Origin of the sequence: Chryseobacterium sp. PCH239 (genome assembly GCF_018924625.1) — a bacterium.
In the GTDB taxonomy this organism is placed as follows: Bacteria; Bacteroidota; Bacteroidia; order Flavobacteriales; family Weeksellaceae; genus Chryseobacterium; species Chryseobacterium cucumeris.
The window spans coordinates 3,878,388-3,897,468 of the sequence record NZ_CP073027.1; the positions used below are offsets into that span (position 1 = coordinate 3,878,388).

General features: G+C 36.7%; 16 protein-coding genes, 8 tRNA genes, 1 other RNA gene and 1 pseudogene. 24 read left to right on the top strand and 2 right to left on the bottom strand.

The window, feature by feature from the left end; translation table 11 throughout:
- Positions 1-111 precede the first annotated feature (111 nt).
- Positions 112-513, bottom strand: a transfer-messenger RNA (tmRNA) gene (ssrA, locus tag KBP46_RS17895).
- A gap of 270 nt (positions 514-783) precedes the next feature.
- Here ssrA and rpsU point away from each other — a divergent pair.
- The 15 genes and pseudogenes from rpsU (at position 784) to KBP46_RS17970 (ending at position 11,206) form a co-directional block, all read left to right on the top strand.
- Complete coding sequence (gene rpsU / locus KBP46_RS17900; protein WP_034693154.1) at positions 784-981, top strand: 30S ribosomal protein S21; 198 nt, start codon at positions 784-786, stop codon at positions 979-981.
- A gap of 78 nt (positions 982-1,059) precedes the next feature.
- Positions 1,060-1,946, top strand: a pseudogene (locus KBP46_RS17905) (tyrosine-type recombinase/integrase).
- Complete coding sequence (locus KBP46_RS17910) at positions 1,943-2,233, top strand: HPF/RaiA family ribosome-associated protein (RefSeq protein WP_047435429.1); 291 nt, start codon at positions 1,943-1,945, stop codon at positions 2,231-2,233. Before KBP46_RS17905 ends, KBP46_RS17910 begins: the two are co-directional and overlap by 4 nt.
- Positions 2,234-2,342: 109 nt before the next feature.
- A tRNA-Thr gene (locus tag KBP46_RS17915) sits at positions 2,343-2,416 on the top strand.
- A gap of 18 nt (positions 2,417-2,434) precedes the next feature.
- A tRNA-Tyr gene (locus KBP46_RS17920) sits at positions 2,435-2,515 on the top strand.
- A gap of 89 nt (positions 2,516-2,604) precedes the next feature.
- A tRNA-Gly gene (locus KBP46_RS17925) sits at positions 2,605-2,677 on the top strand.
- Between the two features lie 87 nt (positions 2,678-2,764).
- Positions 2,765-2,841: transfer RNA gene (locus tag KBP46_RS17930), tRNA-Thr, on the top strand.
- A gap of 18 nt (positions 2,842-2,859) precedes the next feature.
- A tRNA-Tyr gene (locus KBP46_RS17935) sits at positions 2,860-2,940 on the top strand.
- A gap of 85 nt (positions 2,941-3,025) precedes the next feature.
- Positions 3,026-3,098: transfer RNA gene (locus tag KBP46_RS17940), tRNA-Gly, on the top strand.
- Between the two features lie 42 nt (positions 3,099-3,140).
- Positions 3,141-3,212, top strand: a tRNA-Thr gene (locus KBP46_RS17945).
- Positions 3,213-3,441: 229 nt separating this feature from the next.
- Entirely contained in the window at positions 3,442-4,122 is a 681-nt protein-coding gene (locus tag KBP46_RS17950; RefSeq protein WP_047435426.1) for a response regulator transcription factor, read from the top strand.
- Positions 4,123-5,487, top strand: a complete 1,365-nt coding sequence (locus KBP46_RS17955; protein WP_120232782.1) for an ATP-binding protein — start codon at positions 4,123-4,125, stop codon at positions 5,485-5,487. It abuts the gene before it with no gap.
- A gap of 219 nt (positions 5,488-5,706) precedes the next feature.
- Positions 5,707-6,948 carry a TolC family protein gene (locus KBP46_RS17960; RefSeq protein WP_082798839.1) on the top strand — a complete coding sequence of 414 codons (1,242 nt, stop codon included), beginning with the start codon at positions 5,707-5,709 and terminating at the stop codon, positions 6,946-6,948.
- A gap of 4 nt (positions 6,949-6,952) precedes the next feature.
- Positions 6,953-8,038: an efflux RND transporter periplasmic adaptor subunit gene (locus KBP46_RS17965; protein ID WP_062675920.1), complete on the top strand. Its 1,086-nt coding sequence runs from the start codon at positions 6,953-6,955 to the stop codon at positions 8,036-8,038.
- Positions 8,039-8,107: 69 nt separating this feature from the next.
- On the top strand, positions 8,108-11,206 hold the full coding sequence (locus tag KBP46_RS17970; protein WP_216443820.1) for an efflux RND transporter permease subunit: 3,099 nt from the start codon (positions 8,108-8,110) through the stop codon (positions 11,204-11,206).
- Between the two features lie 80 nt (positions 11,207-11,286).
- Here KBP46_RS17970 and KBP46_RS17975 read toward each other — a convergent pair whose 3' ends face one another.
- The gene (locus KBP46_RS17975; RefSeq protein ID WP_216443821.1) at positions 11,287-12,786 is read right to left on the bottom strand and encodes a DUF4394 domain-containing protein; all 1,500 of its coding nucleotides are present in this window, start codon (positions 12,784-12,786) and stop codon (positions 11,287-11,289) included.
- Positions 12,787-13,112: 326 nt separating this feature from the next.
- Between KBP46_RS17975 and tuf the strand changes: the two genes are divergently transcribed.
- From tuf to rplA, 9 genes are all read left to right on the top strand, one after another.
- Positions 13,113-14,300 (top strand): elongation factor Tu, encoded by a 1,188-nt coding sequence (gene tuf / locus KBP46_RS17980; RefSeq protein ID WP_062675815.1) that lies wholly within the window; start codon positions 13,113-13,115, stop codon positions 14,298-14,300.
- A 63-nt stretch (positions 14,301-14,363) separates the two neighbouring features.
- Positions 14,364-14,434: transfer RNA gene (locus KBP46_RS17985), tRNA-Trp, on the top strand.
- A 12-nt stretch (positions 14,435-14,446) separates the two neighbouring features.
- Entirely contained in the window at positions 14,447-14,653 is a 207-nt protein-coding gene (gene secE, locus KBP46_RS17990) for a preprotein translocase subunit SecE (protein WP_002976410.1), read from the top strand.
- Between the two features lie 19 nt (positions 14,654-14,672).
- A complete protein-coding gene (gene nusG, locus KBP46_RS17995; protein ID WP_002976412.1) occupies positions 14,673-15,215 on the top strand; it encodes a transcription termination/antitermination protein NusG in 543 nt (180 codons plus the stop codon).
- A 494-nt stretch (positions 15,216-15,709) separates the two neighbouring features.
- Positions 15,710-16,330, top strand: coding sequence for a hypothetical protein (locus tag KBP46_RS18000; RefSeq protein WP_062675816.1), 621 nt, complete (start codon positions 15,710-15,712; stop codon positions 16,328-16,330).
- A gap of 105 nt (positions 16,331-16,435) precedes the next feature.
- Positions 16,436-16,990: a hypothetical protein gene (locus tag KBP46_RS18005; RefSeq protein WP_253297076.1), complete on the top strand. Its 555-nt coding sequence runs from the start codon at positions 16,436-16,438 to the stop codon at positions 16,988-16,990.
- Positions 16,991-16,997: 7 nt separating this feature from the next.
- The gene (locus KBP46_RS18010) at positions 16,998-17,666 is read left to right on the top strand and encodes a hypothetical protein (RefSeq protein WP_123279079.1); all 669 of its coding nucleotides are present in this window, start codon (positions 16,998-17,000) and stop codon (positions 17,664-17,666) included.
- A 263-nt stretch (positions 17,667-17,929) separates the two neighbouring features.
- The gene (rplK, locus tag KBP46_RS18015; RefSeq protein ID WP_047435399.1) at positions 17,930-18,373 is read left to right on the top strand and encodes a 50S ribosomal protein L11; all 444 of its coding nucleotides are present in this window, start codon (positions 17,930-17,932) and stop codon (positions 18,371-18,373) included.
- Between the two features lie 11 nt (positions 18,374-18,384).
- Entirely contained in the window at positions 18,385-19,077 is a 693-nt protein-coding gene (gene rplA / locus KBP46_RS18020; protein WP_002976422.1) for a 50S ribosomal protein L1, read from the top strand.
- Positions 19,078-19,081: the final 4 nt, after the last annotated feature.

Genomic DNA, 19,081 nt, shown 5'->3' on the forward strand with positions numbered 1-19,081 from the left:
TCAATCAGAAGACAATATAAAACGTTTGGGAACAAATTCAGGAACAAAAATAAAAAAGAGAAAATGTAATTATTTAGAAATAAATAAGTTGCATTTTCTCTTTAGTTTAAAAAGTGGAGTTGGAGGGATTCGAACCCTCGTCCAAACAAGCAATACATAAGCTTTCTACATGCTTATTCTACCATTGGTTTTCGACTGGAGGCAGAGGATAGACACCCAACGACCAGCTTATCTTCTGAAATTTTCGAGCTTTAGCCAAAGCTTCTAAAGCCTTATTTCTGCATTCCTATATCCCAGGATCAAACGCCGCAGAACAGAGCATTTGTGGAATATCTTGCTTCCCTACTGAAATCTTCGGGAAAACGCTTGATCTACTATACTTCGATATTAAGCTGCAAGAGCGAACTCTTCGTTGCCAGTTAAAATTTTGTAGCAAGGGATTATAGAGATCGCGCTACGGTTCTCTGCATGCTTACTTACCCATTGGTCTTGCTGTCGAAACCAGTCAACCCCATGAATAAAGTGAATGCAAAGATAATGCTTTTTGTTTACATTTCATTAATGTAGATGGTTTTAATAGAAATTAGGAAATAAAATGAGTAACCTGAAGGTAGTAAGAATTGAATATCCAGTAATTGTGGATAAAAATATTATTGTTTGCTAACAGGCTTTAATACGGGGTTTTTTAATAGTCATAGGGTGGAGTAGTGATTGTTTATGGCAATATATTTTGTGTTCTCATAAAAATTGTCTAGTTTTGCAATCCAAAATGAGATGTAAAATATGTTAATAATTCCAGTAAAAGATGGTGAATCCATCGACAGAGCTTTAAAAAAATACAAGAGAAAATTTGATAAAACAGGAACTGTTCGTCAATTAAGATCTAGACAACAGTTTATTAAGCCTTCTGTAACTTTGAGACAAGCTAGACTAAAAGCGGCTTACAAACAAAGAGCGCTTAGCAAAGAAGAGCAGGCTTAAGATTTTTTCTTAACCATATATTAATTCACTTCTTAAATTCTTATATTTGAGGAGTGAATTTTTATTTTTATACCTATGATGCTGGAAAAGTTTTTAGAATACTTACAATTCGAAAAAAGATATTCTCCTCATACCATCACAAGCTACAAAAAAGACCTTGAAGACTTTTCCCATTTCTTTCTCCGAACGGAATCTTCCGACAATTTAGCCAAGGCAGACAAAAAGATTATCCGGAATTTTATTGTTGAACTCAGTGAAAATGATATTTCCAAAAGAAGTATTAACAGAAAATTATCCTCGCTCCGTAGTTTCTATCTTTTTCTTTTAAAAATAGGGGAGATTAAAGTCTCTCCTACCGAAGGTATTTCTTCTCTGAAGTTTTATGCTGAAAAACAGATTCCTATGTCTAAAGAGGAAATGGAAGAACTTAATGAAAGGGTTTTCGAACAGGTATATGATGTGCTTGAAAAATGCATTATGGAAGTTCTTTATCAGACAGGAATGCGTAAAGCTGAACTTTGTGGCCTGATATTTGAGAATGTTGACTTATATGAAAATGAATTAAAAGTAATAGGAAAGGGAAATAAAGCAAGGGTAATTCCTATTTCCGATGAACTGTCTGAACTTCTAAAAAGTTATCTGGAAATAAGAAATCCACAGACAGAATTTAAATCATATTTTTTCGTTAATAAGAAAGGGAAAAAACTCAATGAAAAATTTGTTTATGTGGTAGTTAATAAGTACCTTAGTCTTGTAACAACGAAAGAAAAAAAAGTCCTCACATCCTTCGGCATAGCTTTGCTACTCACGTTTTGGATAATGGGGCGGAGATCTCCAAAGTGAAAAAAATATTAGGGCATTCCAGTCTTGCCAGTACTCAAGTCTATACGAATGCTAATATTGAACAATTGAAAAAAGTGTTTAATCAGGCTCACCCTCGAGCATCAAAAAAAGAAGAATTATGAAGATTTCAGTTCAATCAATCGGTTTAACACCACACGAACCACTAGAGTCGCACATCGACAAAAAAGTTAGCAAATTGGATACCTTCTATGACAAGATTCAGGAGTGTAAGGTATTTTTGAAAGTGGAAAATAATGCTGACAAAGCAAATAAAACAGCCGAGATTATTTTGGCGGTTCCGGGAGACGATATCGTAGTAAAGAAGACATCTACAAGTTTTGAAGAAAGTTTGGACCTTTGTGTTGATACTGCTAAAAAGCTATTAATCAAGAAAAAAGAAATGGCATAGAAAAAAAAGTTAAAAAAAGTTTATAAAATATTTGAGAATTCAAAAAATCCGTTCTATATTTGCACTCGCAAAAAAGGAACAGCGATCTTTTGAATTCTTTTTTATATTTGCCTCCATAGCTCAGTTGGCCAGAGCACGTGATTTGTAATCTCGGGGTCGTGGGTTCGAATCCCTCTGGAGGCTCATAAAATATAAACTTTTGGGGAGATTCCAGAGTGGCTAAATGGGACTGACTGTAACTCAGTTGCTTCGGCTTCGTAGGTTCGAATCCTGCTCTCCCCACTTTATATTTTTGTAAAAAAAAACTTGCAAGATTAAATAAGTTTTCTTAGTTTTGCACAGCGTTTACCAATAGTTTTGGAAACAAAATTGCGGAAGTAGCTCAGTTGGTAGAGCGTCAGCCTTCCAAGCTGAATGTCGCGGGTTCGACCCCCGTCTTCCGCTCAAAGAAATCACCATAAAAGTGATTCTTTTTAACACTGAAATGTGTAGAGTAGAGTTTCTCGATCAGTTTCAGTCCTTTATTAAAATGCCTCCATAGCTCAGTTGGCCAGAGCACGTGATTTGTAATCTCGGGGTCGTGGGTTCGAATCCCTCTGGAGGCTCCATTTTAATATAAAATATCTGGGGAGATTCCAGAGTGGCTAAATGGGACTGACTGTAACTCAGTTGCTTCGGCTTCGTAGGTTCGAATCCTGCTCTCCCCACATTTTATATTATAAAAAACTTGCAAGATTAAATAAATTTTCTTAGTTTTGCACAGCGTTTACCAATAGTTTTGGAAACAAAATTGCGGAAGTAGCTCAGTTGGTAGAGCGTCAGCCTTCCAAGCTGAATGTCGCGGGTTCGACCCCCGTCTTCCGCTCAACAAAAAATCATGCTGCTTAGTATGATTTTTTTAGTTGATGCCGACTTAGCTCAGCGGTAGAGTGCTTCCTTGGTAAGGAAGAGGTCACGGGTTCAAGTCCCGTAGTTGGCTCTCGATTTTCCCGAATCTCTTCGGGATTTTTTTATGCTCAAAAGAATTTAATTTTACTATCTGATCATTTTACAGTTAAACATCTGCTTAGATAAATCCTAAAATTATTTCCTTCTTCAATTTTTTTCAGATTCGTTTCTTGATGATAGCACTATCATCAAAACTTTTACTTCATCTTTACAATCACAATCATAAAATTTTCTTTAAATTCGTGTAAAATAATTTTTTGATGAATATTCTTTTACTGGAAGATGATCTCATTCTGTCTGCAGAATTGTGCAGATTTTTAGAATCAAATAATTTTAACTGTGATAAGATCTATGACGGGGAGACTTTTCTTCGTCAGATAAAAAATAGTACTTATGATCTGTATTTACTAGACATTAATGTTCCTAAAATAAATGGACTTGATGTCTGTCAGACGATCCGTTCTTTTGATAAAAATACTCCTATCATTATCATTTCTGCTTATGGGGATATCTCTGATAAAAAAGATGCCTTCACCAGGCTGGCTGATGATTATCTTGTAAAGCCATTCCAGTTTGAGGAACTTCTGTTAAGAATCAATTCACTATTAAGAAGAAAAGCACCTTCTGATAATTCTGATCAGGATATTTTAAGAATTGATGATCTTATTATCAACAAAACAGAGCAGAAGGTTTATCGTGGAGGAAATGAAATAACCCTTACCTTAAAAGAATTCCAATTGTTGGTTTATCTTGCGGAAGCGCAGGGAAGAACGGTTTCCAAGCAACAGATCACAGAACATGTCTGGGAACACAATTTCAATACAAATACCAATACAGTGGAAGTTTATATCAATTTCCTGAGAAAGAAGATCGATAAAGATTTTAAAATAAAACTGATCCACACCCGTTCAGGTTTCGGATATTACCTAAGTCCATTATAAATGTCTTTAAAAAGAAAGATCGCTTTAACAATAAGTATTGCCTTTTCATTATTATTTGGAATGGTGATGGCGGTCATTTATTTATCTTTTAATGATTTCAGAAGAGATGAGTTTAAAGAAAGATTCAGGCAGAGACTTGAGTTTACTTCTCATTTCATCTCAAAATCCAAAGACTTTGAAGAGGAAGCACCCGTTTTTTTCAATGAAAATTCAGATAACATTCTTTTGAATGAAAAGATTTTAATTTTCAATGAAAAAAAAGAATTGATCTACAGTACGATCAAAGACAGAAATGTCATCTGGGACAGTGCAATGCTTAAAGAGCTGGATAAAAAGAAGATTATCTATACCGAAAAAACCGTTCCCGAAATCTATGCAGCCCTCAGGAATATCAACGGTGAAAATTATTATATCCTTACCAGTGCTTTTGATACCAATGGGAAATCCAAATTGGGATATCTTAAATATCTTTTGATTACAGCTTATGTGATGAGCACTATGCTTATTGGGTTCTTTAGCTATTATTTTGTGGAAAAGTTCCTACGTCCTTTGGAAGATCTGAACAAAGAAATTTCTGAAGTTACGGCTCATAAGCTTACCACACAGATTCCGGTAGAGCAATCCAATGATGAAGTAAGTGTTCTTGCAAAATCTTTTAATACAATGATTGGGAGGCTGGATGATGTATTTCAGTCACAAAAAGATTTTACGGCCAGTGCTTCACATGAGATCAGAACTCCTATAACAAGAATGGCATTTCAGCTGGAAAACCTTATCAAGTTTGAAGAGCATTCTCCGGAAACTCTGTCTTCTTTAAAACAAATTCAGAGAGATGTCTATCAGCTGTCGGATCTGACAAATTCACTTTTACTGCTTACAAAATTTGATAAAGAAAATATCCAGAGTATTTATGAGGAAGTAAGGATTGACGAAGTTATTTTTGAAGCTTTTGAAGCGGTGGAGAAAAGTTATCCGCAACTTAAGCTGGATTTTCTGATTAATGAAGAAAGTTCTGAAAATGCTTTTCTGACTATAAAAGGAATTCAGTCACTATTGGTAATTGTATTTATCAACTTGTTTAAAAATGCAGCGGTGTACTCAGATAATACAGAAGTGAATGTTCTCATCACTGAAACCAATGATAATCTTTCCATCGAAGTTATTTCCCATGGTAATACTATTTCTGAAGATGAGCAGGCTAAACTGTTTGAAGCTTTCACGAGAGGGAATAATGCACAGAATATAGCAGGATCAGGATTAGGTCTTAGAATCGTCAAAAGAATTCTGGAATATCATGATGCAGATATTGTATATTCTTCACCTAAGGAGTATATGAATAAGTTTACCTTATTTTTTAAAAAATAAAATGAAAAGCAACTGATATGAAAAACAGTTGTTTTTTTTGTTAAACTCCTGATTGAAATTTTTAATAAAAATTCAATAGTTGGAGAAAAATTCACTGCTTTTTGTATGATGGGTTATTGCATAAACAGCTTGTTCAGGCCTATTTTAATATTTTTTTAAGCGTCATTTAAGTTTCTTTTAATAGCATCAAAGCAATTTTGTAATTTAAAAAGAAAAATAATGAACAGAATTGCAGTGCTGTGCCTAGCCGTTTCCTCATTCATGGCAGCACAACAGCAGATGTCTCTTTTGGATTGTGAAGAAGCTTTCCAGAAGAACAACCTCCAGCTGCTCGCCGAACAGTACAATATCAATATGGCTGATGCGGATATTCTGCAGGCTAAAATCTGGGAGTTACCTCAATTAAGCGGGCAGTTCAATGCTTATAATCCTCAGGACAAGAAGTTTTTTGATGTAGGACATTCTAAAGGAGCGGGTATTACTCAATTGATTTATATGGGGGGGAAAAAGAAAAACGAAATCGCTTTTGCCAAATCCAATAAAGAACTTGCTCAACTTCAGTTTTCACAATTGCTGGTAGATTTAAGATATCAACTCCGTTCTACCTATTTCAATCTTTATTATGAAAAACTAAAACTGGAGAATACCAACAGGCAGCTGGGGTATATGAATGATCTTTTAAACGCCTATCGTGTGCAGTCAGCAAAAGGAAATGTTTCCCTTAAAGACGCTGTAAGACTGCAGAGTATTGTGATCCAGCTGAATCATGATAAACTGGAGATCAATAAAAATATTCTTGATTTTGAACAGAATTTGAAAGTTCTGACAGGAGTTACTGAAGAAATAGAGCCTACGATGTCTGAAACCGAAGCTAAAGAAGCTCTGGTGGCACAGCCTTTCGGTGATGAAGAAGAACTGAAAAGCAAAGCCTTGGAAAATAATGCGGATTACCGATATAATTTGAAACTTATTGATAACAGTAAGTTGTATGCACAATGGCAGAAATCATTGAATGTACCGGATGTTACCGTAGGTGCTGCATGGGACCAGGCAGGCGGAACCTTCAATAACGAAGCGAATCTTACCTTGGGAATTCCTTTACCGCTATGGAAAGCCAATCAGGGAAATGTAGTGAAAGCAAACTATGCTATCCAGCAGAATCAGAAAAATGCAGACTTTCAAAAACTGACTTTGGAAACTAAAGTTCAATCTGCCTATAAAACCTGGAAAGCACAATATGACCAACTTCTGGATGTGAAAACGACTGACCTTCAGAATATGGAACTTGTTTACAACGGAATGCTGACCAATTTCAGAAAAGGAAATGTCAGCCTGATTGAATTTACAGACTTTATGGACAGTTACAGAGAGACAGCCCTTCAGATCTATGATATGAAAAATGAAATCATGCAGTCCGCAGAACAGCTTAATCAACTAGTACAAACGAAAATCTTCTATTAAAATGATGAAAACATATATTATTCCCGCATTGATGGTCCTTTCATTAATGGCCTGTTCCAAAAAAGAGGAAGAGAAAAATATTCACCCCAAAAAAGGGTTTGAGCTCAGTAACACCATGCTGAATTCTATTTCCCTGGCGAAAGTTGAAAAAAAGAATATAGAAGATGAATACAGCTTTTATGGAAAGATTTCTGCAGACAAAAACAGCTATATAGATGTATACCCATTGGTTGGAGGAAATGTGATGAGTGTCAATGTAGAATTGGGTGACTATGTGAAAAAAGGGCAGGTACTGGCAACCATCAGAAGTACTGAGCTTGCAGAAATTCAAAAGGATGTAAGTGATGCAAAAACAGATCTAGTAGTGGCCAAAAATAACCTCCGTGTTGCAAAAGAACTCTACGAAGGAAAGCTTAATACGGAAAGGGATGTACTGGAAGCTAAAAGCCAGTTACAAAAAGCAGAAGATCAGTTGCAGAGAGCAGCGGCTGTAAGTACGGTTTATAATGTGAAGACCGGAAATATATACAGTGTTGTAGCACCTATTAGCGGTTATATTGTTCAGAAAAGTATCAATAAAGATATGCAGCTGAGAAGTGACAGAAGTGATAATATATTTGATGTGGCCAATACTACCAATGTATGGGCGATTATGAATGTCAATGAATCTGATATCGATAAGATTAGTCTTGGAATGAAAGCCCAGGTATCCACACTTTCTTATCCGGACAAAGTTTTTGATGGAAAAATTGATAAAATATTCAAAATTATTGATCCACAGACCAACGCCATGCAGGCAAGAGTAGTATTGGACAATGCCAACGGACTTTTAATCCCGGAAAGTAAAGCCACAATAAAAGTTTCCAGTCTGGAAAGCAACGCTACGCTTACCGTTCCATCAAAAGCTGTGATTTTTGATGATAATAAAAGCTTTGTGGTGATTTTTAAATCCAGAACAGATGTAAAGATCAGAGAAATCAAAGTATTAAAGCAGGTTGGTGATGTTACTTATATTGCAGACGGTCTGAAAGAAGGAGAAGAAGTGATTACCAACAACCAGCTGCTGATCTACCGTTCACTGAACAGCTAGTCTTATTAAACCATTAAGAATACTGATATTTTTCTTTAACGGCTTTTTTAGGTCATCAATGTATCTATCATGAATAAATTCATAAAAAATATAATTGCTTTTTCATTAAAAAATAAAGCATTTACCTTTATCTGGGTAGCGATTTTAGCCATCTCCGGCTTTATCAGTTTCAAAAATATGCCTATTGAAGCTTTTCCGGATGTAACCAATACCCAGATTGTCATCATTACCCAATGGAATGGGCGTAGCGCAGAAGAAGTAGAGCGTTTTGTCACGACACCCATTGAATTGGCGATGAGCCCGGTTCAGAAAAAAACAAGTGTAAGAAGTACCACCATGTTTGGGCTTTCTATTGTTAAAATTCTGTTTGACGACGGGGTGGACGATACTTTTGCCAGAAATCAGGTCAATAACCAGTTACGAACCATTAGCCTTCCTGATGAGGTAGATCCCGAAGTACAGCCACCCTACGGGCCAACCGGTGAAATTTTCAGATATACGCTGGAAAGTAAAACAAAAGATTCCCGTGCATTGCTTACCCTGCAAAACTGGGTAATAGACCGTGCTCTAAGAGGTGTTCCCGGTGTGGCGGATATCAACGTTTTCGGAGGACAGGATAAAGTTTTTGAACTCAGTATTGATCCGAGAGCATTGGATAAATATAACCTGACTCCCCTTCAGGTGTATGATGCCGTTACCAAGAGCAATCTGAATGTAGGAGGTGATGTGATTGAAAAAAATGGTCAGGCTTATGTGGTAAGGGGTATAGGTTTGGTAAAATCTGTTGCGGATATTGGAAATATTACCATTCAGAATGACAGTGGAAACCCTGTTTTGGTAAAAAATGTTGCAGAAGTTCATGAAAGTTCCATGCCCAGAGTAGGGCAGGCCGCTCTTAATCATCATGATGATACGGTAGAAGGAATCGTTGTTATGAGAAAAGGAGAGAACCCGAGAGAAGTTTTAGTTGGTGTGAAGGCCAAAATTAAAGAGCTTAATGAGAAAGTACTTCCAAAAGATGTCAAAATGGTGACTTTCTACGATCGTGACAATCTGATGGATTTTACCACTCATACCGTAATGCATAACCTTATTGAAGGTATTGTACTGGTAACGGTTATTGTTTTGATCTTTATGGCAGACTGGAGAACTACGCTGATTGTTTCCATCATCATTCCTCTGTCCTTGCTATTTGCTTTTTTATGTTTAAAACTGGCCGGGATGAGTGCTAATCTACTTTCGTTAGGTGCTGTAGACTTCGGGATTATCATAGATGGAGCCGTCGTCATGGTGGAAGGCCTTTTCGTAATGCTGGATCATAAAGCGCATAAGTATGGGACGGAGAAGTTTAATAAACTCGCCAAGGGAGGATGGATTAAGCAAACCGGAACAGGACTGGGAAAAGCCATCTTCTTTTCAAAATTAATCATCATTACTTCCTTGATTCCTATTTTCTCATTTCAGAAAGTAGAAGGAAAAATGTTTTCTCCTCTGGCATTTACATTAGGGTTTGCATTAATGGGAGCATTGATATTTACATTAACATTAGTTCCTGTTCTTTCCCATATTCTTTTAAATAAAAATGTAAGAGAAAAAAGCAACCCGTTTGTGAACTTCTGGGACAGAATCGTTTTGAAAGGCTTTAATTTAACATTCAGACATAAAAAGATGAGCATGATTGTAGCGATTTCCTTTCTGGCTGTTACACTGTTTTCGGGTAAATTCCTTGGAACAGAGTTCCTGCCTCAGTTGAATGAAGGTTCATTGTGGATCACAGCCGAAATGCCGATGAGCTCCTCATTAAAAGAATCTCTGAAAACAGCTGATCTTTTAAAGAAGGACATTATGAGCTTTTCAGAAGTGACAGATGTGCTTGCCCAGACGGGAAGAAGTAATGATGGAACAGATCCCAACGGATTCGGATTTGTACAGTTTGCGGTAAATCTTAAGCCAAGAGAAGAATGGAAGCGTAAAATTACTTATGATGAACTGATCAATGAAATAGACAAAAAACTCAGAAGTTATCAGGGAATTACGTTCAACTACTCCCAGCCGATTTCCGATAACGTAGCAGAAGCAGTGGCTGGTTTTAAAGCTGAAAACGGAATCAAAATCTATGGTGATAACCTGGAAACCCTTGACAAATTAGCCCACGAAGTTTTGCTTAAAATTAAAGACGTACAAGGCGTGAAGGATCCGGGAATTATTAAAAATATCGGCCAGCCGGAAGTAAGCGTGGTTTTGGACAGAGATAAAATGGCCGCTTATGGAGTGATGCCCGCAGATGCTCAGGCTGTGCTGGAAATGGCATTTGGTGGAAAAACTGCCTCTGAAATGTTTGATGGGGAAAGAAAGTTCCCGATCCGTCTTCGGTATTCTCAGGAATACAGAACCAATGAAAATGACATTGCTGCTTTGATGGTTCCTACACAGGATGGAGCAAAGATTCCTTTAAAAGAAATAAGCACCATTGTTAAAGATAACGGAGCCGCATTTATTTACAGAGACAATATCAAGCGATACATCGGGGTTAAATTCTCCATCCGTGACCGGGATTTGGGAAGTACGATTGCGGATGCACAGAAAAAAGTAGAAACGATTGAACTTCCGGACGGTTATTCAATAGGATGGACAGGTCAGTTTGAAAACCAGCAGCGTGCCTCACACAGACTGGCGCAGGTAGTACCGGTGAGTATTCTGATGATTTTCTTCCTCTTGTTTATTCTGTTCGGCAATATGAAAGATTCTCTTCTGGTATTAGCGAACGTACCTTTTGCTTTGATTGGAGGAATCATCGCTTTACATGTTACCGGAATCAATTTTGGAATCTCTGCCGGAGTAGGAATGATTGCTCTCCTGGGAATTTGTATCCAGAACGGGGTAATCCTTATTACAGAATTCCACCAGAATGTTAAAGACGGAATGGATATCGATACCGCTATATTAAATGGAGTAAAATCCAGGACAAGACCTGTCATTATGACAGCGCTTATGGCTTCCATCGGATTGATGCCGGCAGCCTTGTCTACAGGAATCGGATCGGAGTCTCAGAAACCTCTGGCCATTGTTATTATCGGAGGATTGATTACAGCTACAGTACTTACCCTGCTTATTTTTCCAATTATTTTCTGGATCTTTAACAGGACAAAAAAGCTCAGTCAGATTTAAATTATCTTTCATTTATATTAGTAAGAAGCGCGGAAAACTTTGTTTTCCGCGCTTCTCGATTATTGAAATAAAGAATGAGTTTAAAATCCTAACCCCAGCGTAAAAGCTTTTACGGTATTGGGATAATCGGAAACAGAAGTGGCTGCTCCTGTCATTGTATTAATAGAATAAATTCTTGTAGATAAACCTACTGATGCTATTAAGTAAGCCTTTTGGCTCATACTTCCAATATCAAAACCATTAGCATTGGTAATGTTGATTCCTAAAGAACCTGTTTCGACTAAAGTTCCGTTATTGGGTGGATTTTGCTGATATAATTTATCAGTATTATGATCAATTACAAATAAGGTAGTTGAGGTAGCTCCGGCAAAGTTGTTGGTATAGGCCGCTGCACTTATCATTGGACTTCCCGGATTCAGTGTGAGATCTGCAGCAGCAATTGTTCCATCGTTAGGATTCAGGCGGAGATTTTGTCCTGTATTACTTACTACTCTTATTCTGTCAACTGTTGGATTGAAGTCAAATCCGAAATCCGTGCCCGAAAGCAAGGTAGAAAATGGAGATGCTCCCACAGCAGTAGCGGCACCTGTACCTAAGTTAATTGTATAGATTCTGCTTGAGCTTCCCAAAGCATACAATTGTCCGTTCGCAGGACGGAAATCTATTCCTAAAATACTCTCACCGCTTTGTAATCCGGCCACTGTTTTAGAAACAGGCATAGGATTGTTGGGATTGAAAATCTGGAGATTATTTGAATTGTCAATGGCATAAGCTACCGGTTCTGTAGGGATGGCCATATCGATTATTCCCTGCTGGAGTGATCCTATGGAAGTTGCTTTTCCATTATTCAGATCCAGAATATGCAGTTTGTCATTAAAAGCTAAAAGAGCAGTACTGTTATCGTATTTGATGTCAAAAGCTGTCTGTCCTGTAAAAGTAGTTCCAAGACTTCCAACCTCTACCAAAGTTCCATTGTTGGGAGGATCCTGTTTATATAATTTTCCCAGCATCGGATCAATATCATATAAAATAGTAGTAGCAGCGCCTGCTTTACTGTTGGTATAGGCTAATCCTGTTATGGAAGGACTTCCTGTTCCATTAATAGTAATATCAGTAGCAGCAACAGCTCCGGTTTCCGGATGTAAACGCAGATTTTGTCCCGAATTACTCACCAGACGAATTCTGTCAACGGTAGGATTGAAATCAATAGAAGCTATTGTTCCGGAGATCATAGGCGTAAATGCTGTTGAGCTTACTGTTCTTGCTGAAGCATTGGAGGTATTGATGATATATAATTTGCTGGCATTGGATAAAGCATACAATTCACCTGTTGCAGGTCTGAAGTCTATACTTAATAATTTTTCTCCTGAGGCGACACCGGTTACGGTTGTTTTTGAAGTAAAAATTTTGGGGTTGCTGGCATTAAAATAAACAAGCTCGTTCATTGCCGTTATTCCATATACCATAAGATCCGGGCCTTGAGGTATATTTTCTGACATACTGTTTTCATCGGAATGATCGCATGAAAATAATGTTGTAATAGCAAACAAGGCTAAATACATGTGTAATAGTTTTCTCATAATATTAATTTTAGTTGTTATCTTTATATGTACGAGAAAAAACTGCACTAGGATTTATGGATACGGGTAATGATCAATATTTTTTTTGTCTGTATATCCTGTTCATAATTAACGAGATAGTTTATATTTTAAATAAAACGTTTCTAAGGATTTTTTCTATTCGGAAAAATGTGTAAATTTGCAGTCTCAATACGTTAAATATAAGGTTTGTCCTTCACTGGATGAGAATATTGAAAGTTTTTTTAATAAAAAGTTTTTGGTATTTAAAAATTCATTATATTTGCACACCGAAAATTTGAAAAACAATAAATAAATAATTTTAAATCATGGCAAAGGAAACGTTTAATCGTAACAAACCACACTTGAACATTGGTACTATTGGTCACGTTGACCATGGTAAAACTACACTTACTGCAGCTATCAGTAGTGTATTAGCTAACAAAGGTCTTGCTGAGAAAAAAGACTTCTCTGCTATTGACTCTGCTCCAGAAGAAAAAGAAAGAGGTATCACTATTAATACAGCTCACATCGAGTACGAAACTGAAAACAGACACTATGCACACGTTGACTGTCCAGGTCACGCCGACTATGTTAAGAACATGGTAACTGGTGCTGCTCAGATGGATGGAGCGATCTTAGTATGTGCTGCAACTGATGGACCAATGCCTCAAACTAGAGAGCACATCCTACTTTGCCGTCAGGTAAATGTACCAAGAATCGTTGTTTTCATGAACAAAGTTGATATGGTGGATGATGCTGAGCTTTTAGAGCTTGTTGAACTTGAACTTAGAGATTTATTATCTACTTACGAATATGACGGAGATAACTCTCCAGTGATCCAAGGATCTGCTCTTGGTGCTCTTAACGGAGACGAGAAGTGGGTTAAGACTGTTGAAGAATTAATGGAAGCAGTTGATACATGGATTGAGCAGCCTGTTAGAGATCAAGATAAAGCATTCTTAATGCCAATCGAAGACGTATTCTCTATTACAGGTAGAGGTACTGTAGCAACTGGTAGAATCGAGGCTGGTGTTATCAACACTGGTGATCCAGTTGATATCGTAGGTATGGGTGATGAAAAATTAACTTCTACTATTACAGGGGTTGAGATGTTCAGAAAAATCCTAGACAGAGGTGAAGCTGGTGATAACGTAGGTCTATTGTTGAGAGGTATTGAAAAAACTGACATCAAGAGAGGTATGGTTATCGCTAAGAAAGATTCAGTTAAGCCACACAAAAAATTCAAAGCTGAGGTTTATATCCTTTCTAAAGAAGAAGGTGGACGTCACACTCCATTCCACAACAAATACCGTCCTCAGTTCTACGTAAGAACTACTGACGTTACAGGTGAGATCTTCTTACCAGAAGGTGTAGAAATGGTAATGCCTGGTGATAACTTAACAATCACTGTTGAATTACTTCAGCCAATCGCTCTTAACGAGGGTCTTAGATTCGCGATCAGAGAAGGTGGTAGAACAGTAGGTGCAGGTCAGGTAACTGAAATCATCGACTAATCCACATCTAAAACAATATAAAAAGCTTCCGTAAGGAACACTCTTTACGGAGCTTTTTTAACTACGGGCATCGTCCAATGGTAGGATACCGGTCTCCAAAACCGTTGATCAGGGTTCGAATCCTTGTGCCCGTGCAAATATAAATTATGAGTTCATTTGTCGATTTTTTAAAAGGTTCTTATAACGAATTCAGACATAAAGTTGAATGGCCAAAATGGGCTGACCTTCAGTCTTCTACAATTGTAGTGACTATTGCGACAGTTATTCTGGCTTTATTTACCTTTGGAGTTGATGAATTGTTTTCAAAAGCAATCAGCAACATAATAGGAATGCTAATCAACTTGTTCAATTAATAATTAAGTATTTTCCATAATGAGCGAATTGAAATGGTATGTGCTGAAAGCAATCAGCGGACAGGAAAATAAAGTGAAAAACTATATTGAGACAGAAATCAAACGTCTAGGGTTTGAACAGTACGTTACTCAAGTGGTTATTCCTATGGAAAAGGTAATCCAAATTAGAAACGGTAAAAAAGTTCCTAAAGAGAGGCCTTACTATCCTGGATACTTGATGATTGAAGCTGACCTGATGGGAGAGATTCCTCACGTTATTAAAAATATCCCTGGAGTTATTTCTTTCTTAAGTTTAACAAAAGGAGGTGATCCTGTTCCAATGAGAAAATCAGAGGTGAACAGAATGCTTGGAAGAATGGATGAACTTTCAGAATTTGCAAGCGATGTTGAAATTCCTTATGTAGTAGGTGAAAACGTTAAAGTAATCGATGGACCTTTCAATGGATTCAATGGTACAGTTGAGAAGATTCTTGAAGACAAAAAGAAAATTGAAGTTTCTGTATTGATCTTCGGTAGAAAAACTCCAATGGAATTAAGCTACATGCAAGTAGAAAAAGTATAATACATTACTTATAAAATATAAAAAGACTGCTTTAAAGCGGTCTTTTTTTATATATATTCTTTTCAAATTTTTTTTGGTGATGAATTGCTTATTATTTAGTAATTCTGTAATCCTATTAATTCATAATGAAATATTGGAACTTAGTTTTTATATTTTTTCCCTATTGTTAGAGTTTTTTTAAGTTTATTAATATTATTTTGTTGATTCTCAAATTTCGCAACTCTGTGGGTTACTTCTATAGTGTACTTTGCTTTAATTTAATTATCACCATTCAGTGATCATACTTTCTTTTTAAGCATTGAGTTTTTTTTAATTGCTTATTTCACCTTCAGATGGCATACTTCTTGCAACCAAGCTGTTAGCTAATCCATAAAATTTTATATTTTTTATTTCATGCACTGATAACAGAGGTATTGGTAATTTATGTTATTAAATAAATATAAAATTCGGATCAGTTATTCAAAACACAAGCTTTTATATAAACACATAACCCAATGACAAAAATTATTTCGATGATCACTCTGGTGGGTACATCTGTGCTCATAAGTGCGCAGGTTGGTATCAATACAACGACACCGGAAAAGGAACTTACCGTGAATGGTACTATGAAGACATCAGGAATTGTTTTCAAGCAACCTCTGGAAAAACTGAAAGCGGACGAGAATTACACTTTCATTATTAAGTCTCCGGCTCCGGAAAACAAAATTACAGCGTACAATGATTCTTTTGTACCTAATTCACCGGCACCTATTAATCTTATTCAGTTCAAAATTACCTGTGATCCTACAGATAAGGATTGGGTGAATCAATTTGACACAAAGATCAATTCCAGTAAGTTTTTGGTGGTAATCTCTTCCTTTGGATTTACACAGCCTACAAGAACGTATTCTGCAGATTGGCTTACACCAATGCCTCAGATTTTTGCCTACTCTTCAGGAGGAACATGGAAGCTTAAGGCAGATTACCAGGGATTCGCCCCTGATAATTCTTTTCCTACAGGTGTCTGGACACTGAACTTATTGGTGTTTGACAGATCGTATGCCAAAGATTTTAATTCAACACAAAGCCTTAGTGGGGCAGCTACTGGTGCTGCAACAGCTCCATTAATTCAATAAAAACATAAACTCTATGAAAAAATTATTGCGATACTCTTCACGGGTTTTGCTGCTTTAAGCATAAATGCACAAGTAGGAATCAATACTACAACACCTAAAGGAACTTTGGATGTTGAAGGGGAAACATTAGTAGAATCCTATTTAATAGATACTGAAAATACAAAGGCAGGCGGAAATTATCTTCTTCTTACCCGATCAAAAGATTCTTCGCCGGTAGGTAAAGTAAAGCTGCTGGATATATCGCTCCGTAATGTAGCACCTGTAAATATGTATAATGTTGTATTGAAAAATGTGAGACAGGATGAAGTTGTGAATCTCAATACAGGATTAGATGCGAGTAAATATGTGGTGGCTATTACAGGTGCTGTTTTTACTGGAGCGGTTTCGGCAGCGAATACCACCACCAGCCCCAAATCGTACGGTTCTTATGCCACTGAAATTACACAGGTAACCAGTGGAGGTAAAAAATACCATGCTATTAATTTAGCTTTTAAAGGAGCAGGAACTGTTTCCTCCATCAATGGAACCTGGACACTTACCTTAAATGTCTTTGAAAAATCATTAGTGAAAGACTGGGGAACTTTTAACGGTTCTGTTTCTGCATCTGCTTCACCGGGATATTCTGGAGTATCAACCAATACGCCTTTAGGGCTTCAATAAAAAAACTATGAAAAGAAAAATTTATATCACAATAATCATGTGCCTTGGGATATTTTTGAATGCCCAAAAAGGAAAAGTAGGGGTGAATACAGCTAATCCTACAGAAACACTTGATGTTAACGGAAAGACCTATACGAATTCTTTGTACTTAAGAAATCCGGGAGAGCCTACCATGACAGGAGGTAGCTTTTTAGCAACTTCTCAGAATGCTTTACAGTTGTATGATCCGGCTCTGGAAAGCAGCGGACTGTTCAATTACCTTAAGCTTACTCTTACTGGTGTACCTGGGACAGGAATTACAGATTATGATACTAAAATTGATGCCACCAACTTTTTGGTTATACTTCACAACTACTCATTTAAGCTGAATGATGGAAATACCAGCGTAATGCTTGATTACGGAGATAATGGTGTGAATGACAATAAACAGGGCTCACCGGATGTAGTAGCCTTCAAAAGTAACGGAACATGGCATATAAGAGCAAGATTTACGGATAGCAGAATGATTGCAACCAATACAAGTACACCATCAAGAACTTATAACAACTTTACGGTTGACCTTTACCTGATGGCCTATAGAAGATTGATTGAAAAACAAAATATAAACGACATCAATGATGATCTTGGAGGAAATGACGGTTCTACAAAAACAATTAATAAACCTTCCGGTTTTTAATCAATCTTTCCTTTTAAAAATAAAAAACGGTTATTTAATGCAAATAACCGTTTTTATTTTTCTGGCTGTATTTTAAATTATACAATAATGGGTAATGATTTTTTTCTAAAACTTTTTAAAAATCAGTAATTTCCGTTTGCTATTTCAAAAATATTTTATACTTTTGCAGTCCAAAAAGTAGGTTTATTGTTATGTGAGTGCATAACCTACTGAATAATAAATGCTTCCAAACTCATTAATTATTCAAATTTAAAAAACAAACAATGGCTAAGAAAGTCTTTAAAATGGTAAAGCTTCAGGTGAAAGGTGGCGCAGCTAACCCTTCTCCACCAGTAGGTCCAGCATTGGGTTCTGCAGGTGTGAACATCATGGAGTTTTGTAAGCAATTTAACGGAAGAACCCAAGATAAGCCAGGGCAAGTTTTACCTGTAGTAATTACAGTATACGAAGACAAATCTTTTGAATTCGTTATTAAAACTCCACCTGCAGCGATCCAGTTAATGGATGCAGCTAAGATCAAGGGAGGTTCTGGTGAACCAAACAGAAACAAAGTAGGTTCTGTAACTTGGGAACAAGTAAAGAAAATCGCTGAAGATAAAATGGCGGATCTTAACTGTTTTACAATGGATTCTGCTCTTTCTATGGTTGCAGGTACTGCTAGATCTATGGGATTAAGAGTAACAGGAACAAAACCAACTAACGCTTAAAACTTAAAGAAATGGCAAAATTAACTAAAAAGCAAAAGGAAGCTTTAAGCAAAGTAGAAAAAGGAAGAATCTATAACCTTGAAGAAGGTTCAGCTCTTGTAAAAGAAGTGAACACTACAAAGTTTGATGCTTCAGTAGATATCGCTGTAAGATTAGGTGTAGACCCAAGAAAAGCAAACCAAATGGTAAGAGGTGTTGTATCTCTTCCTCACGGTACTGGTAAAGATGTTAAAGTATTAGCTCTTGTAACTCCAGATAAAGAAGCAGAAGCTAAAGCTGCTGGTGCTGACTATGTAGGTCTTGACGAATATTTACAAAAAATCAAAGAAGGTTGGACAGATGTTGACGTAATCGTTACAATGCCAGCTGTAATGGGTAAATTAGGTCCATTAGGTAGAGTATTAGGTCCAAGAGGTTTAATGCCAAACCCTAAATCAGGAACTGTAACAATGGAAATTGGTAAAGCAGTAACTGAAGTTAAAGCAGGTAAAATTGATTTCAAAGTAGACAAGTATGGTATTATCCATGCTGGTATTGGTAAAGTATCTTTCGATGCTGCTAAGATCAAAGAAAATGCTCAGGAATTAATCCAGACATTGATCAAAATGAAACCAACTGCTGCTAAAGGAACTTATGTGAAGAGCATCTATTTGTCTTCTACAATGAGCCCAGGTATTGCAATTGATACTAAATCTGTTAACTAATAAT